This is a genomic window from Rhodococcus sp. B50 (genome assembly GCF_013602415.1).
GTDB lineage: Bacteria > Actinomycetota > Actinomycetes > Mycobacteriales > Mycobacteriaceae > Rhodococcus.
Window position 1 is genome coordinate 1158186 of the sequence record NZ_WPAG02000002.1, and the last position, 14940, is coordinate 1173125.

Annotated in this window: 15 protein-coding genes; 8 read left to right on the forward strand and 7 right to left on the reverse strand. The window is 67.6% G+C overall.

Annotation, left to right across the window (positions count from 1 at the left end; genetic code table 11):
• Positions 1 to 2: 2 nt before the first annotated feature.
• The 3 genes from GON09_RS05710 to GON09_RS05720 form a co-directional block, all read right to left on the reverse strand.
• The gene (locus GON09_RS05710; RefSeq protein ID WP_213930972.1) at positions 3 to 857 is read right to left on the reverse strand and encodes an MlaE family ABC transporter permease; all 855 of its coding nucleotides are present in this window, start codon (positions 855 to 857) and stop codon (positions 3 to 5) included.
• A complete protein-coding gene (locus GON09_RS05715; protein ID WP_213930973.1) occupies positions 854 to 1666 on the reverse strand; it encodes an MlaE family ABC transporter permease in 813 nt (270 codons plus the stop codon). Before GON09_RS05715 ends, GON09_RS05710 begins: the two co-directional genes overlap by 4 nt.
• A 170-nt stretch (positions 1667 to 1836) precedes the next feature.
• Complete coding sequence (locus GON09_RS05720) at positions 1837 to 2061, reverse strand: hypothetical protein (protein WP_213930974.1); 225 nt, start codon at positions 2059 to 2061, stop codon at positions 1837 to 1839.
• A gap of 320 nt (positions 2062 to 2381) precedes the next feature.
• Between GON09_RS05720 and GON09_RS05725 the strand changes: the two genes are divergently transcribed.
• The 3 genes from GON09_RS05725 to GON09_RS05735 all read left to right on the forward strand — a co-directional run bounded on the left by GON09_RS05725 (position 2382) and on the right by GON09_RS05735 (position 5481).
• Positions 2382 to 3665 (forward strand): TetR/AcrR family transcriptional regulator, encoded by a 1284-nt coding sequence (locus GON09_RS05725; protein ID WP_213930975.1) that lies wholly within the window; start codon positions 2382 to 2384, stop codon positions 3663 to 3665.
• A gap of 174 nt (positions 3666 to 3839) precedes the next feature.
• On the forward strand, positions 3840 to 4829 hold the full coding sequence (locus GON09_RS05730) for an NAD(P)H-dependent flavin oxidoreductase (protein ID WP_213930976.1): 990 nt from the start codon (positions 3840 to 3842) through the stop codon (positions 4827 to 4829).
• Positions 4830 to 4848: 19 nt separating this feature from the next.
• On the forward strand, positions 4849 to 5481 hold the full coding sequence (locus GON09_RS05735; protein WP_213930977.1) for a PadR family transcriptional regulator: 633 nt from the start codon (positions 4849 to 4851) through the stop codon (positions 5479 to 5481).
• A 27-nt stretch (positions 5482 to 5508) separates the two neighbouring features.
• Here GON09_RS05735 and GON09_RS05740 read toward each other — a convergent pair whose 3' ends face one another.
• Complete coding sequence (locus GON09_RS05740) at positions 5509 to 6414, reverse strand: macrolide 2'-phosphotransferase (protein ID WP_213930978.1); 906 nt, start codon at positions 6412 to 6414, stop codon at positions 5509 to 5511.
• A gap of 149 nt (positions 6415 to 6563) precedes the next feature.
• Between GON09_RS05740 and GON09_RS05745 the strand changes: the two genes are divergently transcribed.
• The 3 genes from GON09_RS05745 to GON09_RS05755 all read left to right on the forward strand — a co-directional run bounded on the left by GON09_RS05745 (position 6564) and on the right by GON09_RS05755 (position 8400).
• Positions 6564 to 7334, forward strand: a complete 771-nt coding sequence (locus GON09_RS05745) for an 8-oxoguanine DNA glycosylase OGG fold protein (protein WP_213930979.1) — start codon at positions 6564 to 6566, stop codon at positions 7332 to 7334.
• Between the two features lie 323 nt (positions 7335 to 7657).
• Positions 7658 to 8023, forward strand: coding sequence for a gas vesicle protein GvpJ (gene gvpJ / locus GON09_RS05750; protein ID WP_213934302.1), 366 nt, complete (start codon positions 7658 to 7660; stop codon positions 8021 to 8023).
• 173 nt (positions 8024 to 8196) lie between these two features.
• Positions 8197 to 8400, forward strand: a complete 204-nt coding sequence (locus GON09_RS05755) for a zinc-ribbon domain-containing protein (protein WP_016934322.1) — start codon at positions 8197 to 8199, stop codon at positions 8398 to 8400.
• Between the two features lie 6 nt (positions 8401 to 8406).
• Here GON09_RS05755 and GON09_RS05760 read toward each other — a convergent pair whose 3' ends face one another.
• Complete coding sequence (locus tag GON09_RS05760; protein WP_213930980.1) at positions 8407 to 9213, reverse strand: crotonase/enoyl-CoA hydratase family protein; 807 nt, start codon at positions 9211 to 9213, stop codon at positions 8407 to 8409.
• 217 nt (positions 9214 to 9430) lie between these two features.
• Here GON09_RS05760 and GON09_RS05765 point away from each other — a divergent pair, with 217 nt between their 5' ends.
• Positions 9431 to 10897, forward strand: a complete 1467-nt coding sequence (locus GON09_RS05765) for an Hsp70 family protein (protein WP_213930981.1) — start codon at positions 9431 to 9433, stop codon at positions 10895 to 10897.
• 4 nt (positions 10898 to 10901) lie between these two features.
• On the opposite strand, the gene GON09_RS05770 is transcribed toward GON09_RS05765, so the two are convergent.
• The gene (locus GON09_RS05770; RefSeq protein ID WP_213930982.1) at positions 10902 to 11513 is read right to left on the reverse strand and encodes a hypothetical protein; all 612 of its coding nucleotides are present in this window, start codon (positions 11511 to 11513) and stop codon (positions 10902 to 10904) included.
• Positions 11514 to 11679: 166 nt separating this feature from the next.
• On the opposite strand from GON09_RS05770, the gene GON09_RS05775 reads away from it, so the two are divergent.
• Positions 11680 to 14337: a helix-turn-helix transcriptional regulator gene (locus GON09_RS05775; RefSeq protein WP_213930983.1), complete on the forward strand. Its 2658-nt coding sequence runs from the start codon at positions 11680 to 11682 to the stop codon at positions 14335 to 14337.
• A 13-nt stretch (positions 14338 to 14350) separates the two neighbouring features.
• Here GON09_RS05775 and GON09_RS05780 read toward each other — a convergent pair whose 3' ends face one another.
• Positions 14351 to 14896, reverse strand: coding sequence for a DinB family protein (locus GON09_RS05780; protein WP_213930984.1), 546 nt, complete (start codon positions 14894 to 14896; stop codon positions 14351 to 14353).
• Positions 14897 to 14940: the final 44 nt, after the last annotated feature.

A 14940-nucleotide genomic window follows, 5' to 3' on the forward strand; every position in this document is an offset into this window, starting at 1 on the left:
AATCACACCCCCATACCAGGAATTTCGGGAACCAGTCCCCACAGCGCGAAGGTCAGGAGCACGTCGAGCACACCGATGGACAGGATCGCCGTGCGCAGCGCCCGCCCCGCAGCGGCACCCACGCCGGCGGGTCCGCCCGAGGCGTAATAGCCGTAAGCGCAGTGCACCAGGCTGACGACCATCGCGAAGACCATGGCCTTGATTCCGGAGTACAGCAGGTCCTGCGGGGTGAGCACGAGGTGGAAGAAATAGTCGTAGGTACCGGCGGATGCACCGTTGAACACCACCACGACCAGTCGGGTGGACAGGTAGCTGGCCAGTAGGCCGATCATGTAGATCGGGATCACGCAGACCATCGCGGCGATGGTGCGGGTGGCGGACAGGAACGGGATCGACTTGATGGCCATCGAGTCGAGGGCATCGATCTCGTCGGAGATGCGCATCGCCCCGATCTGGGCGGTGAAGCCGACGCCCACCTTCGCCGACAGCGCGATGGCGACGACGACCGGTGCCAGTTCGCGGGTGTTGGCCACCGCGGAGAGCATGCCCGACATCGTGGTCATCCCGACGAGTTCGAGTCCGCGCTGGGTCTCGACGCCGAGCATCATGGCCGCGGCGAGCGACATCGCGAAGACGATGCCGATCGTGCCGCCGCCGGAGAGCAGCGACTGCGTGCCGAAGCTGACCTCACTGATCTGCGCGACAACGTGCTTGCGGAATCTGGTGAGCGCGTAGGGAATCGACGCCAGGGTGCGGCAGTAGAAGGTGACGTGCATTCCGAGTGTGGCAAGGTTGTCGCCGGTCTGCCGGATCGGTTGTGCGAGCCGTGTGGCCTGCAGACGGACATCGGTGCTCATCGGAACTCACCCACTGCCGGGACGATCACCGTGTACAGCGCCGACAGTGCGGTGTTGACGATGAACACGAGCGCGAAGGCGATGACGACGGCTTCGTTCACCGCGTCGGCCACGCCCCGCGGCCCACCCTTGGTGTGCAGACCTTTGAACGTCGCGACCAGGGCGGCGAGCAACCCGAAGACCGCGGATTTCACGAGGGCCATGACGAAGTCGGCTGGACGGCCGTATTCGGCGAAGGTCGCCATGAATGTGCCGGCAGGCAGATGTTGCACGTAGATGTGATAGAGCCAGCACGCGGCGACACCACCGACGGTGACCATCGAGCACAGCGCCAACGACACGACGACGGCACCGACCAACCGCGGAGCGACGAGACGCTCGAGGATGTCGAGACCCATCACCTCCATGGCGTCGATCTCCTCGCGGATCTTGCGTGAGCCGAGGTCGGTACAGATCGCCGAGCCGGCCACACCGGCGAGCATGAGCGCACAGACCAGGGCCGAGGCCTGGCCGACGATGATGAACGCGACGACGGCGCCCGAGTAACCACCCGCACCGATCCGGCCGGCGAGTTCGCCGACGGACACCGCGATGAACACTCCCACCGGGACCATCAGCAGCAGGGACGGCCCGGTGCACACCCTTCCGATGAAGAGTGTCTGAGTGACCGTCTCGTGCAACGAAAGTCGCCTCCGGAGCACCGCGGCCGCGAGGACCACCAGCGATTGGACGGCGAAGCCGATGAGATAGCCACCTTCCGTCGCGACGTCCTTGACGGGGCCACGCGAGTTCGGCAACTCGTAGGTCATCTACCGGATCCCTTCATCGATCCCCCATGGATGTCGGCGCCGGAGAACCGCCCGTCGGCGCCGAGTGGAACTGTCCGGCCGGTGGCGGAGCGCGGCACGGTCCGAGCGCGTGAAGTGTGCCACACCCAGCCCGTCCCGGACAAGAGCTAAGTGAACAACCATTCCGACGCTCAGGTCATGCACACGTCGGAGAAGATGAGGACCGGCCAGCACACGATCGATCCGAGGAACGAGATCACCAGATCCACTCCGTCCATGGCGCCGAGGTGCGAGGTGTGGGTGAGGGTCCAGATCACCCCCACCAGGCCGTATGGGATGGCAACGAGGATGACGAGGCCGATGAACTCGGCGACGGTCATCTCGTAGGACAGGATCGTGCGGGCGATGGCAAGCATGGCGGAGCCCTCCTCGACGGATGGAAGAAAGAGCGGAGAACACGGTCCCGGTCCGGACCGGATCAGGATCGATCGAACCGGCCCGCAGGCACGACCGCCGGGGAGGTTATCAGGAACGTCCGATATTTGTGAACGTTGATTCCGAGCCTTCCGAAGTCTCGGGCCGGCCCGGGTCGATATCTTTCCCCGGCCACCGATCGCGGTGGGAGGCGGGCCGCTCGGATGGATCGGTACCGCGCCGATGTGTACTCTTCTCGCAGAACGGGTCGAGAATCCCCGCCGGAGTGACACCGATCCTCCGCGAACGACATCCAGAGTCAGTGAGGCGAACACGCGTGGTCGGCAAGACGTCCCCGGAACCCGGACGACGAACCCGCCCGAAGGATCGTCGTGCACGGATCGCTGCCGTCGCAGCCGTCGCCTTCGCCGAGCGCGGCTACCACGGCGTCAGTGTCGAGGACATCGCCACCGAGGTCGGTGTAACGAAATCCGCGTTGTACCGGCACTTTCCGGGGAAGTATGCACTGTTCCTGAACTCGGCGCTCATGTTGATCGAATCCCTCGAAGGCGCGCTCGACTCCGTGCCCGACGATCCCGCGTGCGATCCACGCGAGACCCTCCGCGCCCAGGTGTCCGCGATCGTCGCGGTGACCGTCGAGCAGCGTCGCTCGGCCGGGATCTACCGATGGGAACGCCGATATCTCCGGAAGGAGGACCGGCCCGCCATCCGGGAACGGTCCTGGGCGGTCAATGCCCGCATCCGTCGCACACTGCAGCGGAACCGGCCGGATCTGCCCGACGACGACGCGTTCGTGCTCGTCGCGGCGATGCTCAGTACCATCGGCAGTATCACCGTGCACAATCTGACGCTGCCCCCGCGGTACATGGAGCAACTGCTGCTCGATGCGTGCACCGCGCTCGCCGAGACACGGTTCTCCCATGCTCCCGCCCCGCCGAGGCCTGCCGTCGGCACGGATCGTCGCGGGCAGGACAACATGCGGGAGAACCTGCTGCGCTCGGCGATCGTGTTGTTCCACCAACGGGGCTACAACGAGGTCGCGGTCGAGGATATCGCTGCCACGGTCGGCCTTCCCGCCTCCGGGATCTACCGTTATTTCGTGTCGAAGGCCGACATCCTTGCTGCGGCCTTCCACCGAGCCGCCGATCGACTCGAGACAGCCGTGGCTGCCGGGACGGCCACGACGTCCGATCCGGAGGATGCGCTGCGGTCACTGGTCTCGATCTACGTCGACCTGTCGTTCTCCCAACGGGAACTGATGTCGGTGTACTTCGCCGAGCTCGTCAACGTCCCCGAGGCGTCCCGCGCCGATCTTCGACTGCGCCAGCGCGCCAATGTGGAGCAGTGGTCGTCCCACCTGCAGGCGATCTGCGAGGACCTGTCCGCGGCGGATGCCCGTTTCCTCATGTACGCGGCGATCAACCTGGTGCCGGACCTCGGGGTCCTGCTGGGCACGTCCGCGGCGCAACAGCAGGTGGAGAACATCCACCGGTGCATGCTCGCAGTGTTGCTGAGCCGCTCCGCTCGTGGAGTCGACCACGATGAGGACACCCCGTACACGCCGCCGCTGGGATCCACACACTGAGCGGCGCCGCTCGGTGCCCATGAGCGGCCGATCTCGGTGCACATGAGTGCATACCGCAGTTTCAGTCGAAATACACCTGTCCCAACCTGATCGAAGTCGCCCCATTGTTTTTTGCACTTTGTTGCACATAGGCTGGTGTCGGATGACCGCGCAGAGACAAGAAGGAGCCACATCATGACGCTGCCACCGATCCTGTCCGGCCCACTGAGCGTGCCCCTGGTCGCTTCCCCGATGTTCATCGCATCGGGGCCGGAACTGGTGTCCGCCCAATGCCAGGCCGGTGTCATCGGATCGTTCCCGGCACTCAACGCCCGCCCCCAGTCGACGCTCGCCGACTGGCTGCAGCAGATCACCGAGAGCAACGCCGACTACGCCACACGCCATCCCGAGCAGTACGTCGCGCCGTTCGCCGTCAACCAGATCGTGCACCGCTCCAACGAGCGGCTCGAGCAAGACCTCGAGGTCATCGTCGAGCACCGGGTGCCGATCGTGATCACCTCCTTGGGGGCGCGGGAGGAGGTCAACGAGGCCGTGCATTCCTACGGCGGCATCGTTCTCCACGACGTGATCTCCAACGAGTTCGCCCGGAAGGCGATCGACAAGGGCGCGGACGGAATCGTCGCCGTCGCCGCGGGAGCAGGAGGACACGCCGGTGTGCAGTCGCCGTTCGCGTTGCTCCAGGAAATCCGCCGGTGGTTCGACGGCCCCCTGCTGCTGTCGGGATCCATCGCGCACGGCCGCTCCATCCTCGCCGCGCAGGCAGCCGGCGCCGACCTCGCGTACGCAGGCACGGCGTTCCTCGCGACCGGAGAAGCCCGCAACCCCGATGCCTACAAGCACATGATTGTCGACAGCACCGCCAAGGACATCGTCTACAGCAACCTGTTCACCGGCGTGCACGGTAACTACCTGCGAGGAAGCATCGCCGCCGCCGGCCTCGACCCCGACAACCTCCCCGAGTCGGATCCTTCCGCGATGAACTTCGGCTCCGGTGGCAGCACCGACGCCAAGGCCTGGCGCGACATCTGGGGAGCAGGTCAGGGCATCGGTGCGATCGAGTCCGTCGTCGACGTCCGCGAGCTCGTCCAGCGGCTCCGGGACGAATACGAGCAGGCCTGGACCTCGCTCGAACGTCGTCGGGTCGTCGCGATCGACGCCGGATAGCGTGGCCTAGGCTGGCCCGATGTCACTCAGGTTCGCCATCCTCACCGCGCTGGTCGAGCGCGACAGCACCGGACTGGAACTGGCGCGGCGCTTCGACCGGTCGATCGGTTACTTCTGGCCGGCGACCCACCAGCAGATCTACCGCGAACTCGACCGGATGCGGGCGGGCGACCTGATCCGCGAGGTCCCGACGGACGGCAAACCCGGCCGAGGCCAGCCCCGGCGGTTCACCATCACAGCCGACGGGCGCCGGCTGCTGCGCGGCTGGATCTCCGAGAGCGAGGATCCGGACGTGGTGCGGTCCAGTGTCTCCGTCCGCCTGCGCGCGGCCGCGGCGCTGGACGATCCCGACTCCGCACGTCCGGCGCTGGAACATCAACGCGTGTATCGGACGGCGTTGCTCGAGCAGTATCGGGCCATCGAGCAACGCGACTTCGCCGAGGCCCGGGGCGATGCGCGGAGCACCCTGCAGCACCTCGTGCTCCGGCTCGGCATCGTCCTGGAAGAGACGTGGTTGACCTGGCTGGACGACACGCTCGACACGATCGACCGGCTCGATACGACACCGGATACTTCCGACGACCGGAGCGGAACGCTGTCGCAGGCCGAGCACGATCACACGTCGGTGCCCGACCCGATCCACGGGTCGTGAGGCTGTCCGAGCTCCTCGCATGGCGGTTCAGTCCTGCGGATCGAGCATCGCCGCTGCTGTTGCGAGGTCGGGTTCCTCTCCGGTGCTCAATGCGAAGAGGGCGTACCCGATGGGAGCAGCCTCCCACAGGTACTTCGCCTGGGCCGCCATCCCGTCGTGGACGCGTCCGCCCGCTGCTCCGTAAGCCGCGAGGGTGACCCGGAGCATGTCCTCCCCCGCAGCCCCGTACTGGCTCGCAAGGTCGCGCGCGGGATCGTCCACGCGTGCCGTGGTCCAATCCAGAACACCCGTGACGACACCGTCCTCGTCGAGCAGGACATGCGCGGGATAGATCTCACCGTGTGTCATGACCGTGTAGTCGGGCCAGCAACTGTCGTCGTCGAGCCAGACCTTCCATGCGTCGCCGAGAGTAGACGCGACGGTGAAAGCGTCACACACCCGCGCGATGTCGTCCTGCCATGCCTGGCGTGCCCGGTCGGGGGTGCGCACTTCGACTCCGGCCGCACCTGCGCGTTCCGCGTCGATCGAGTGCAGACGTGCCAGCAGCCGTCCCAGCCGCTCGGCGTAGCCGGGGTCGGCGGGGTCCATGTGCCAGACGGGTTCAGCGGCGTCGTTCAGGGTGAGTCCCGGCGCGCCGGGCAGAGCGCGGTAGGCGATGAGATCAGAAGTGTGGATCTCCCAGCGGGGCACCGCGATGCCGTCCTCGGCGAGGACGGGCCCGACCAGATCGAGGATCCGCAATTCGTCGGCCGTTGTCGCCGCGACGTCGGGTCGGCGCGGGATGCGCAGGACCCACTGTTGCCCGGTGTCGTCGGGGGCGATGACGACGCGGTAATCAAGTCCGGCTTCGTTCACCGTCACGCCGTCCGCCGAGAGGTGCAGGTCGTGCCGGGTGGCGAGCGAGAGGGCGTCGGTGACGTCGAAGAGGCTCATGCGGTTCACGCTCTCATCGCCGCACCGCTGTGGTCCACCGATTTCCTCGGGCCCCGTGAACACTCACTGCCGTTACAGGCGGGAACAGGTCGGCTCCACACGCGTGTCCTGACCCGGAATCGCCGGCCGCTCGTGGCAATGTCCACAGAATGCATCCGTACGACCAGGGGTTCGAACCTCCGCAAGCGTGCTCGGAGTGGTGCCGGGCGCGCTCGTTCGACCTGCAGGTGCTCGACGAGGGCGTCACCGTCGACCTGAAGTGGTGGAACAGTCATCTCGAGCGTGCCGGGCACGAGATCCACCTCCGCGGACGGAATCTCGACGGACGGATCATCGATGACGGTGACGCGATCATCCAACGCAACGACCTTCGCCTCGACAGTGAACTGATCGAGGCCGACCACGCCGGACTCGGTCTGCTGTTCCTGTGTGCGGCCTGGCGAAGTGCACACCCGAGGCGACGCGGGGCCCGACGTTTCCCCGATGTCCGAGACGTACATGCCCCGAAGGACCGGGACAGGTTCGCCAAGATCAAAGGAGTCCTCGACTACTGCGCGAAGACCAAGTCACTGCCCGACACTGCTCGGCAGACCTGGTCCGGATGGCCGGACACCCCCGGGGTCGGCGTGCCACTGCTGGCGACCTACCTGTGGGCGGTCGAGGTCCGGACCGAGGCGGGGCCGGCGCAACTTCTCGATCAGCACGCGGTGTCGACGCTCATTCACGAAGGGTGGCTCGAGGATCCGTCGGTCGCCGATTTCACCCTGCGGCGCTACCACCGGTACGTCGAACTCCTCAACATGTGGGCGTCGTTGATCACCACGCGTCCGGAGATGGTGGAGATGTGGCTCGTCGACCGCTGGCACGCCCGTATCTGTGAAGCCCGGGACGGGTCGCACGCGACTCCGCGATTGTTCTGACACCGCTCGGGTTGTCGACGCGAGGGCGCCCGAATCGGCAACGCCACGACTCCGGGGAGCACCCCACCTCGACTTCGTGCCATCGACATGTTGGTCGCGCCGCCGGGAAGGCGTCATGATGGAGGAGTGACGCCCGCGTCGCCCGGAGCCTACTTGCTCCTCGCCCGGATCCGTACTCGGGATCCGGAATCGCTGTGCGCCAGTTCTGTTCACGCAATCACCGCACGCCCTTCCATCGCGGATCCGCGCAGGAGTGACCGTACGGCACGAGGAGCAGCACCATGACATCGATCGAACCTTCCCGCGGTGGGGGTGGCGGCACGATGGCGCGGCCGAACTCGTCCGGCCTGGCAGACGTCATCGACACCATTCTGGACAAAGGCCTCGTGATCGACGCGTTCGTGCGGGTGTCGCTCGTCGGAATCGAGATCGTGACCATCGATGCCCGCATCGTGGTCGCCAGCGTGGACACCTACCTTCGGTTCGCGCAGGCCGTCGACAGACTGGAGATCTCGCAGACCCAGCCGAAAGGTGTGCCCGAGATCGTCGGTGGTATCGGCGGGAAGGCCGTGGAGAGCGCCGCCAAGCACAAGACCCACAGCGCCCTGGACTCCGCTGCCGAGAAGGTGCTCGGGTTCCTCGACGACGTGTCGGAGAAGCGCCAGGAAACTCCGCGGAACAAACGGTAGCAGCGGTAGCGGATCGATTCCGTTTTCTGCCGGCGAAGGGAGCCATGGGCAGGACCCGGCGCGCGTGACCCGCCTGTGGTGCAGGTGGGACTTCAGGCGCCACCGAACTGTCCGACGAGCGGCCTGCCGGTCATGAGCTGAGGAACCACGCGTCGTCGCTCTATGCTCGGACGATGTTCCTTCTCTTCGGTTTCGGCACCAAGCGACAGAACCTCGGTCAAGGGCAGAACCGGACGTGCCCTCGCTGCCACAACACCACGCAGTGGGCCCGAATGCGGGAGTTCAAGCAGTTCACGTTGTTCTTCGTCCCGGTTGCACGCTGGAGCCGGCGGCAGCTGGAGCAGTGCGGGATCTGCGGTACGGCCGTGGAGATCTGAGGGCGGTCAGTCGGGATCGGCGAAGGCGGGGGGCCGCTCGGCCATGCGCGCGGTGACGGCCTCGATCTGATTGGGCGATCCCATCAGCTCGACCTGCAGTGTGCTTTCGAGCAACAGCGCGGACTCCGCATCGGAGCCGGTCCACGTCTCTTCGTACAGGCGTTTGGCCGCCTGTACGGCGTGCGGCGACTTGCCGGCGATTTCGTGGGCCAGCTCCTGCGCCGCGGCCAGCGGATCGTCGGAGACATGGGTGACGAGACCGAGGGCGTCGGCCTCGGTGCCGGAAACGATGCGTCCGGTGAAGGTGAGTTCCTTCGCGACGTCCAGGCCGACGAGCCGCGGCAGGCTCTGGGTTATCCCCATATCGGGGACGAGGCCCCACTTCACTTCCATGATCGACAGTCGTGCGTCGGGCGTCGCGAAGCGGATGTCGGCGCCGAGGGCGATCTGCAGGCCGCCGCCGAAGCAATTGCCGGTGATCGCGGCGATCACCGGAGCGGGAACCCTGGACCAGCCGTAGGCCACGCGTTGGCCGTGGCCGGCGATCCGACCGCCCTCCCGTGCAAGAAGGTCTCGCGGGACGATGCCGTTCCTGTCGCCGAGACCGGTGATGTCGAGTCCGGAGCAGAAACTCTTGCCCGCCCCGTGGAGCACCACGGCGCGTACCGTGCGGTCGGTCGCGAGCTGCTCGGTGGCGTCGACGATCGCATCGAACATCGCCGGATCGAGCGCGTTGTGCTTCTCGGCGCGGTTCAAGGTCACGGTTGCGACACCGAACTCGTCGATCTCGATCTGCACTCTCTGCTCGCTCATCCGCCCGAACCTCCTCGAGTTTCCATGGGGACCGGGACGTACAGACACTTCTGCCCGCGATCGCGAAGCCGACTGTACAGCAAGGACTTCGCCGCCGGCGGTGAACATCCGACGGGTTGCGACGAACGCCCTCGGTCACCCTTCGGGGACTCGCCGCCACACCGGCGCCGCCCGCCTCCGGCGTGCAGACCGTGACCGAACCGTTATAGTCGGCATCATGACTACAGTTCTCGGTGTCTCGGTCGGTGCCAGCGCGGTGCGCTTTGCGCGCCGTGACACCGGGAGCCTCGACAGCCCCGTCTTCCGATCCCGCTCGATGCCCGCCCTGCTCGACCGGCCGGCCGAGATGGCCGCGGAGTCCATCGAAACGATGATCGCAGAGACCGACGAGATCGAGCAGGTGCGTGCCATCGGCGTCGCGTACCAGAACGAGACGCAGGCCGATTTCGTCCAGGGTGCGATGAGCCGCCTGGACATCGACAACTTCCGACTCGTCCCGGAAGTGACCGCTGCGCTCGAAATGCTGGAAACCACGGGCGATCTCGGCGACCACGAGACACTCGTGTTCTACGACCTCGGCAGCTCGGGCCTTACCGTCACGGTCGTCGACCGGGGCATCCGCATCGCGTTGAGCACGGCCCGCTCGGACGGGATCAGCGGCGACCTCGTCGACCGGTTGATCTACGACCACCACGTCGAACTCCAGCGCTTCGCCGAGCCGGCCGACATGGCCGCGCAGCGGGCGCTCACCGCCCGCTGCAGAGACGCGAAGGAGCAGCTGTCCTCGAAGGATGCGGTGTGCATGCCGGGTGAGGGTGGTCTGCTGCTGCTCTCTCAGGACAGCTTCGATTCGCTCATCGACGGACCCGTGAAGGCCTCGGCCCGCCTCACCCTCGACGTGATCCGTCGCTCGGGACGCACACCCGACGCCGCGGTGCTCATCGGGGGTGGCGCGAACATTCCGCTGGTCACCGCAGTGATGGAGTCGTGGCTCGACATTCCGGTCATCGTGCCCCCGCAGCCCGAACTCGTGGCGGCGGAGGGAGCGGCGCTGCTCGCCCGCCCGGCAACCGCGGAGTCCGCCGAGACCGCGGAGTTCGCCGCGACGCCTGCGTTCACCGAGACGGCACAGTTCGCCCCGCAGGTCCTCGCGCCGGATGCGCCCACCGAGAGTTTCGTTGCCGCCGACATCCGGCAGGAGATGAGGGCGCCCGCGCAGCCGCGGAACCGTCGGCGCCTCCTGCTGGCGGGCGGGGCTGTCGTCGTCGCCGCGGCGATCGGCCTGGGTGTCGACCTGCTGCAGGGTTCCGGACGCGAGCCACAACCGACCGCGACGCAACAGGAGATGCAGGTGCCGCCGGCCCAGCCGGCAGCGGAGCCACGTCCCACGACAACCACGGACGCCGCCACCTCATCGGAAGTCAGGCCCACGGTGGTGGACGAGCAGTCGACGGTCACGGACCGGAGCGAGTCCCGCACCACTTACCAGCCGCAGACGCAAACCTCCCCGCAGGCGCCCATCTCCACCGGGGCGCAGGAGGACGCGGCGGTCGACACCCCCGTGCCGTCACTCGAACCGGCGCCGGCCCCGATGGTCCCCGGACTCCCCGGGTTCGAGCTGCCGACGCTGCCGCAGCCCCCGCAGATCCAGCTCCCGCAGCTGCCCCGCATTCCCGGGTTCTGATCCGTCAGCCGCAGACCGCCGGCGTCCCCCGAGGACTCGCCGGTTCCGGATGAGGCAACAGTCGCTGCCACCACCGGGCCACCCGTGGACTCGGAAACAGCCGCGCGGCACGGAACCGGATCGCGTCGGATTCGGTGCGAACCGACAGGGCAGGTGCCACGACCTGCGTTCTCGGCGCCGAGTGCACGCGTTCGTCGTGGCACCAATCGACCACCACCGACCGCGCCCCGCTCCGGAGGATCAGCGACCGCACCGGCCCGTCGACGAAGACCTCCCGGTCGACGTGACGTGGGCCGAGACATCCGGCCTCCAGGACGGACGCGACGCCCAGAAGAATCTCGGGTTCGGTGGACGGCCGGCTGGCCTCGACCAACAGACGCTCTTCGTCGACCTCACGGACGGCGACGTCGCTCCCTCCCGAAACGTCCCCTACCAGCAACGCCACGTAGTCGGTCTCACTCTCCGAATCTCGGATCGCCAACAATCGGGCCTCCCGGGAGCCGCAGCGCAGCGATTCGTCGAGCTCCGGTGTCACCGTGCGCGCAACCTCTGCAGCACTCAGGTCGATCCGTCTCGACGTCCAGCTGAAGAACGGCTCCGACGATGTCGTGGTCATCACCAGCTCCTTCGGCCGCTTTCCGTTCGGTTACCTCGACGACTCCATCGTGGTCGCCGAAGGTGGGGACGTCGCGCGTAGTCGAGTACTCGATCTGCGGTCGCCCGCCGGAGGTGAAATCTCCAACCCGGAGATATCCGCACTCTGCACATCTACGATCGTGTGCATGGATCAGCGCTGGCCACTGATTCAGCGGCGGGGGGAACTGGAGATCATTGTCGCGGCCCTGACGGACCCCGACCGAGGCGGTGTGGTCCTCACCGGAGATCCCGGCGTCGGCAAGACCACCCTGGCCCGCATGGCCACCGACTCGCTGTCTGCCCCGGTGCGCTGGATCGCAGGAACAGAATCCGCTCGCAGCATCCCGCTGGGTGCCTTCGCGCACCTCATCGAAGCTCCCCCCGCTCGCGACCCCGTCGCCTTCCTCGCCGCCGCACGACAGACGCTGCTGCACGAGCACGGCTCCGATCACGCACGCCTGGTCCTCGGAGTCGACGACGCCCACCTGCTCGACCCGCTGTCGGCCACCTTCCTCCACCAGCTCGCACTCGATCGCGCGGTCCACGCGGTGGCCACGGTCCGCAACGGCGAGGCCGTGCCCGACGCCGTCACCTCCCTGTGGAAGGACGGCCATCTCATCCGGTTGGAGCTGTCACCGTTCACCCGGCAGCAATGCATCGACCTCGTCGAAACGGTGCTCGGTGGCCCATTGGAGGAGTTGAGCGCCGACCTGATCTGGAACGCCTCGGGCGGGAACGCCCTGTTCGTCCACCACCTGGTGATCGGAACCCGTGAAGCAGGCACACTCCGCCGCGCCGGGAACGTGTGGCAGCTCCGTGGCGGCACCGCCGTCACCTCCGAGCTGGCCTCACTCCTCGAACATCGCATCGATCACCTCGCGCCCGAGGTGCTGCAGGCGCTGCAACTGCTGGCGTTCTGCGAGCCGCTCGACCTCGAGATCCTCTGCGGTCTCGCCGGCGACGACGCGGTCGAGGAAGCGGAACGACGAGGGTTGATCGACGTCGTCGACGACCGCAACTTCCGCGTTCGCTACACCCATCCTCTGTTCGGTGAGGTGGTGCGCCGTCGCGTAGGCCGAGTCGCGGGTCGCAGGATCCGCGGTCAACTCGTCGAGGCACTCGGCTCCCGCGTCCAGCGGAGTCCGGCCGATCGAATCCGGCTGGCCGAGCTCTCCCTGGACAGCAACCGGTCCATCGATCCCGAACTGCTCGAGACCGCGGCCCACGACGCGATCGCCCTGGGCGACGCGCCGCTCGCCGAACGTCTCGCACGCGCGGCGTTCGATGCCACGGGCACGTTCTCGGCGGCGGACCTCCTCGCCCGCGCACTGGTGTGGCTGGGCGGCATCAGCGAGGTCGAGTCCGTTCTGGCCTCGTTCGACCCCCGCACCCTCGACGAGAGCGAACTCGTGCGGTGGGGCGCAACCCGCATCTCCAATCTGTTCTGGGGGATGGGCAACGCCGCCGAGGCCCAGCAGGTGCTCGCCACCCTCCGCGAACTCGTCACCCGACCGCATCTCCGCCTGGTGGTCGACGCGATCGACTGCGGGTGTGCGGTGTACGAAGGGCGCCCACGCGACGCGCTCACCCTCGCCCATCGCATCCTCGCCACCGAAACCGCACTCCCGTGGGCCGTCGAATGGGCCTTCTTCGGCGGCGGACTGGCCCTCGCGGTGATGGGACGCGGTCACGAGGTCCCCGCGATGGCTGCGCGCTGCGCCGCCATCGCCCACCAGGTCGACGGCCTGCTGCGCTATCCCGCCGGTCTGGGCGAAGTCCTCGCACTGCTCCTCACCGGAAACCTCGACGAGGCCGAGCGACGCGCCGAGACCTACCGGGAAAGTGCGGTGCGGGGTCCCGCCGACGCCCATGGGACCGCCACGTCGATGGGACAGTATCTCGCGTGGGGCCTGGCGAACATCCTGCTCGGCGTCGTCGACACCACCCGGGGGCGGTTCGTCCACGCCGTGCACCGCCTCGAACAGGCCGTCGCCGCCCTCCAGGTGGACGACCGCGCCGCCGTCGTCTCCTGGAACGTGCCGGCGTACATCGCCCTCACGCAGGGCTACGCCGTCCTCGGTCGTGTCAACGACGCGGATGCCGCACTGGCGCAGGCGACATCGTGCAGCGGGCGGCACGTCGCCGTCTTCGATCCGCAACTCCGGACCGCGGAGGCTTGGCTCGCCGCGGCGCGCGGCGAGACCACGAACGCGATCGCCCTCGCCCGAACCGCGGCCGAGACCGCGGCCCGGAGCGACCAGTTCGCTGTCGAGGCGAGCGCCCTGCACGTCGCCACCCGATTCGGGGATCACACGACAGCCCAACGACTCTCCGAACTGGCCGAACAGTGCGACGGGCGCCTCGTCGCGGTCATCGCCGCCCACGCGACCGCAGCCGCGGCCAGCGACGGCCGGGGACTGTCCGCCGCGGCGGCCGACTTCGAGGCCCTCGGCGCCCTCGCCGACGCCGCCGACGCCCACGCTCTGGCCGCCATCGCCTACCGCGATCACGGGGACACCCGGCGCTCGGTCGAGGCGGCCGCCGCGGCCGCCGCACTCGCCGTGCGATGCGACCACGCCACCTCGCCGGCCCTGGACGAAGCGGCCCGCCCGCTCCCCCTGACCAGCCGGGAACGGGAGATCGCCGCCATGGTCACCGCCGGCCTGTCCAACCGGCAGATCGCCGACCGTCTCGTGGTGTCCGTTCGCACCGTCGAGGGTCACATCTACCGGGCATGCACCAAACTCGACGTGTCCGACCGCACGGCGCTCGCCGAAATGATGCGGGACACCGGCCGGCGATAACAGGACCGCCGGCTCATCCCATCGACTTCGCGCCGTCGAAGGATTCGCGGATGATGTCGGCGTGACCGGCGTGCTGCGCCGTCTCCGCGACGATGTGCAGCAGCGCGCGGCGCACCGACCACGTCTCCTCGATGTTCCACGGCGCCTTCGGTAGTTCGTGGATCACGTCCAGCGACGGCAGCGTCCGCACCAGCTCGTCCGTCCGCGCCGCCACCTCGTCGTAGGCGCGCAGCGCTCCTTCGAGGGTCTCACCGGGCTGCAGCTGGAAGTCCTTGTCGCGCTCGGCGAAATCCTCTTCGGTCCACTCGGTGAAATCCTTCTCCATGTAGGCGGCTCCGATCACGAGGAAATCCGCCCATCCCCGCTCGACCTCGGTCACGTGCTTGATGAGTCCGCCGATCGTCAAGGCGCTCACCGTCGTTCGTTGTGAGGCCTGTTCGGTGGTGAGATCGCGGGCCGTGAACCGCAGGAAGTGCCGCGCGTGGGCGAGGCTCGACAGCAGATCGCGGCGTTCCTGGTCGAGGGTCGGGGTGGCGTTCCGGGTGGTGGTCTCGGTCATCGGGTGCTCCTCGTCGTCGTGGTCCGGCAAGAACTACGCTAGGA

Excerpts from the sequence above, each read along its gene's own strand:
- GON09_RS05710 (WP_213930972.1), bottom strand. The coding sequence starts at position 857 with ATGAGCACCGATGTCCGTCTGCAGGCCACACGGCTCGCACAACCGATC.
- GON09_RS05715 (WP_213930973.1), bottom strand. The coding sequence starts at position 1,666 with ATGACCTACGAGTTGCCGAACTCGCGTGGCCCCGTCAAGGACGTCGCG.
- GON09_RS05720 (WP_213930974.1), bottom strand. The coding sequence starts at position 2,061 with ATGCTTGCCATCGCCCGCACGATCCTGTCCTACGAGATGACCGTCGCC.
- GON09_RS05730 (WP_213930976.1), top strand. The coding sequence starts at position 3,840 with ATGACGCTGCCACCGATCCTGTCCGGCCCACTGAGCGTGCCCCTGGTC.
- GON09_RS05735 (WP_213930977.1), top strand. The coding sequence starts at position 4,849 with ATGTCACTCAGGTTCGCCATCCTCACCGCGCTGGTCGAGCGCGACAGC.
- GON09_RS05740 (WP_213930978.1), bottom strand. The coding sequence starts at position 6,414 with ATGAGCCTCTTCGACGTCACCGACGCCCTCTCGCTCGCCACCCGGCAC.
- GON09_RS05745 (WP_213930979.1), top strand. The coding sequence starts at position 6,564 with ATGCATCCGTACGACCAGGGGTTCGAACCTCCGCAAGCGTGCTCGGAG.
- gvpJ (WP_213934302.1), top strand. The coding sequence starts at position 7,658 with ATGGCGCGGCCGAACTCGTCCGGCCTGGCAGACGTCATCGACACCATT.
- GON09_RS05755 (WP_016934322.1), top strand. The coding sequence starts at position 8,197 with ATGTTCCTTCTCTTCGGTTTCGGCACCAAGCGACAGAACCTCGGTCAA.
- GON09_RS05760 (WP_213930980.1), bottom strand. The coding sequence starts at position 9,213 with ATGAGCGAGCAGAGAGTGCAGATCGAGATCGACGAGTTCGGTGTCGCA.
- GON09_RS05765 (WP_213930981.1), top strand. The coding sequence starts at position 9,431 with ATGACTACAGTTCTCGGTGTCTCGGTCGGTGCCAGCGCGGTGCGCTTT.
- GON09_RS05770 (WP_213930982.1), bottom strand. The coding sequence starts at position 11,513 with ATGACCACGACATCGTCGGAGCCGTTCTTCAGCTGGACGTCGAGACGG.
- GON09_RS05775 (WP_213930983.1), top strand. The coding sequence starts at position 11,680 with ATGGATCAGCGCTGGCCACTGATTCAGCGGCGGGGGGAACTGGAGATC.
- GON09_RS05780 (WP_213930984.1), bottom strand. The coding sequence starts at position 14,896 with ATGACCGAGACCACCACCCGGAACGCCACCCCGACCCTCGACCAGGAA.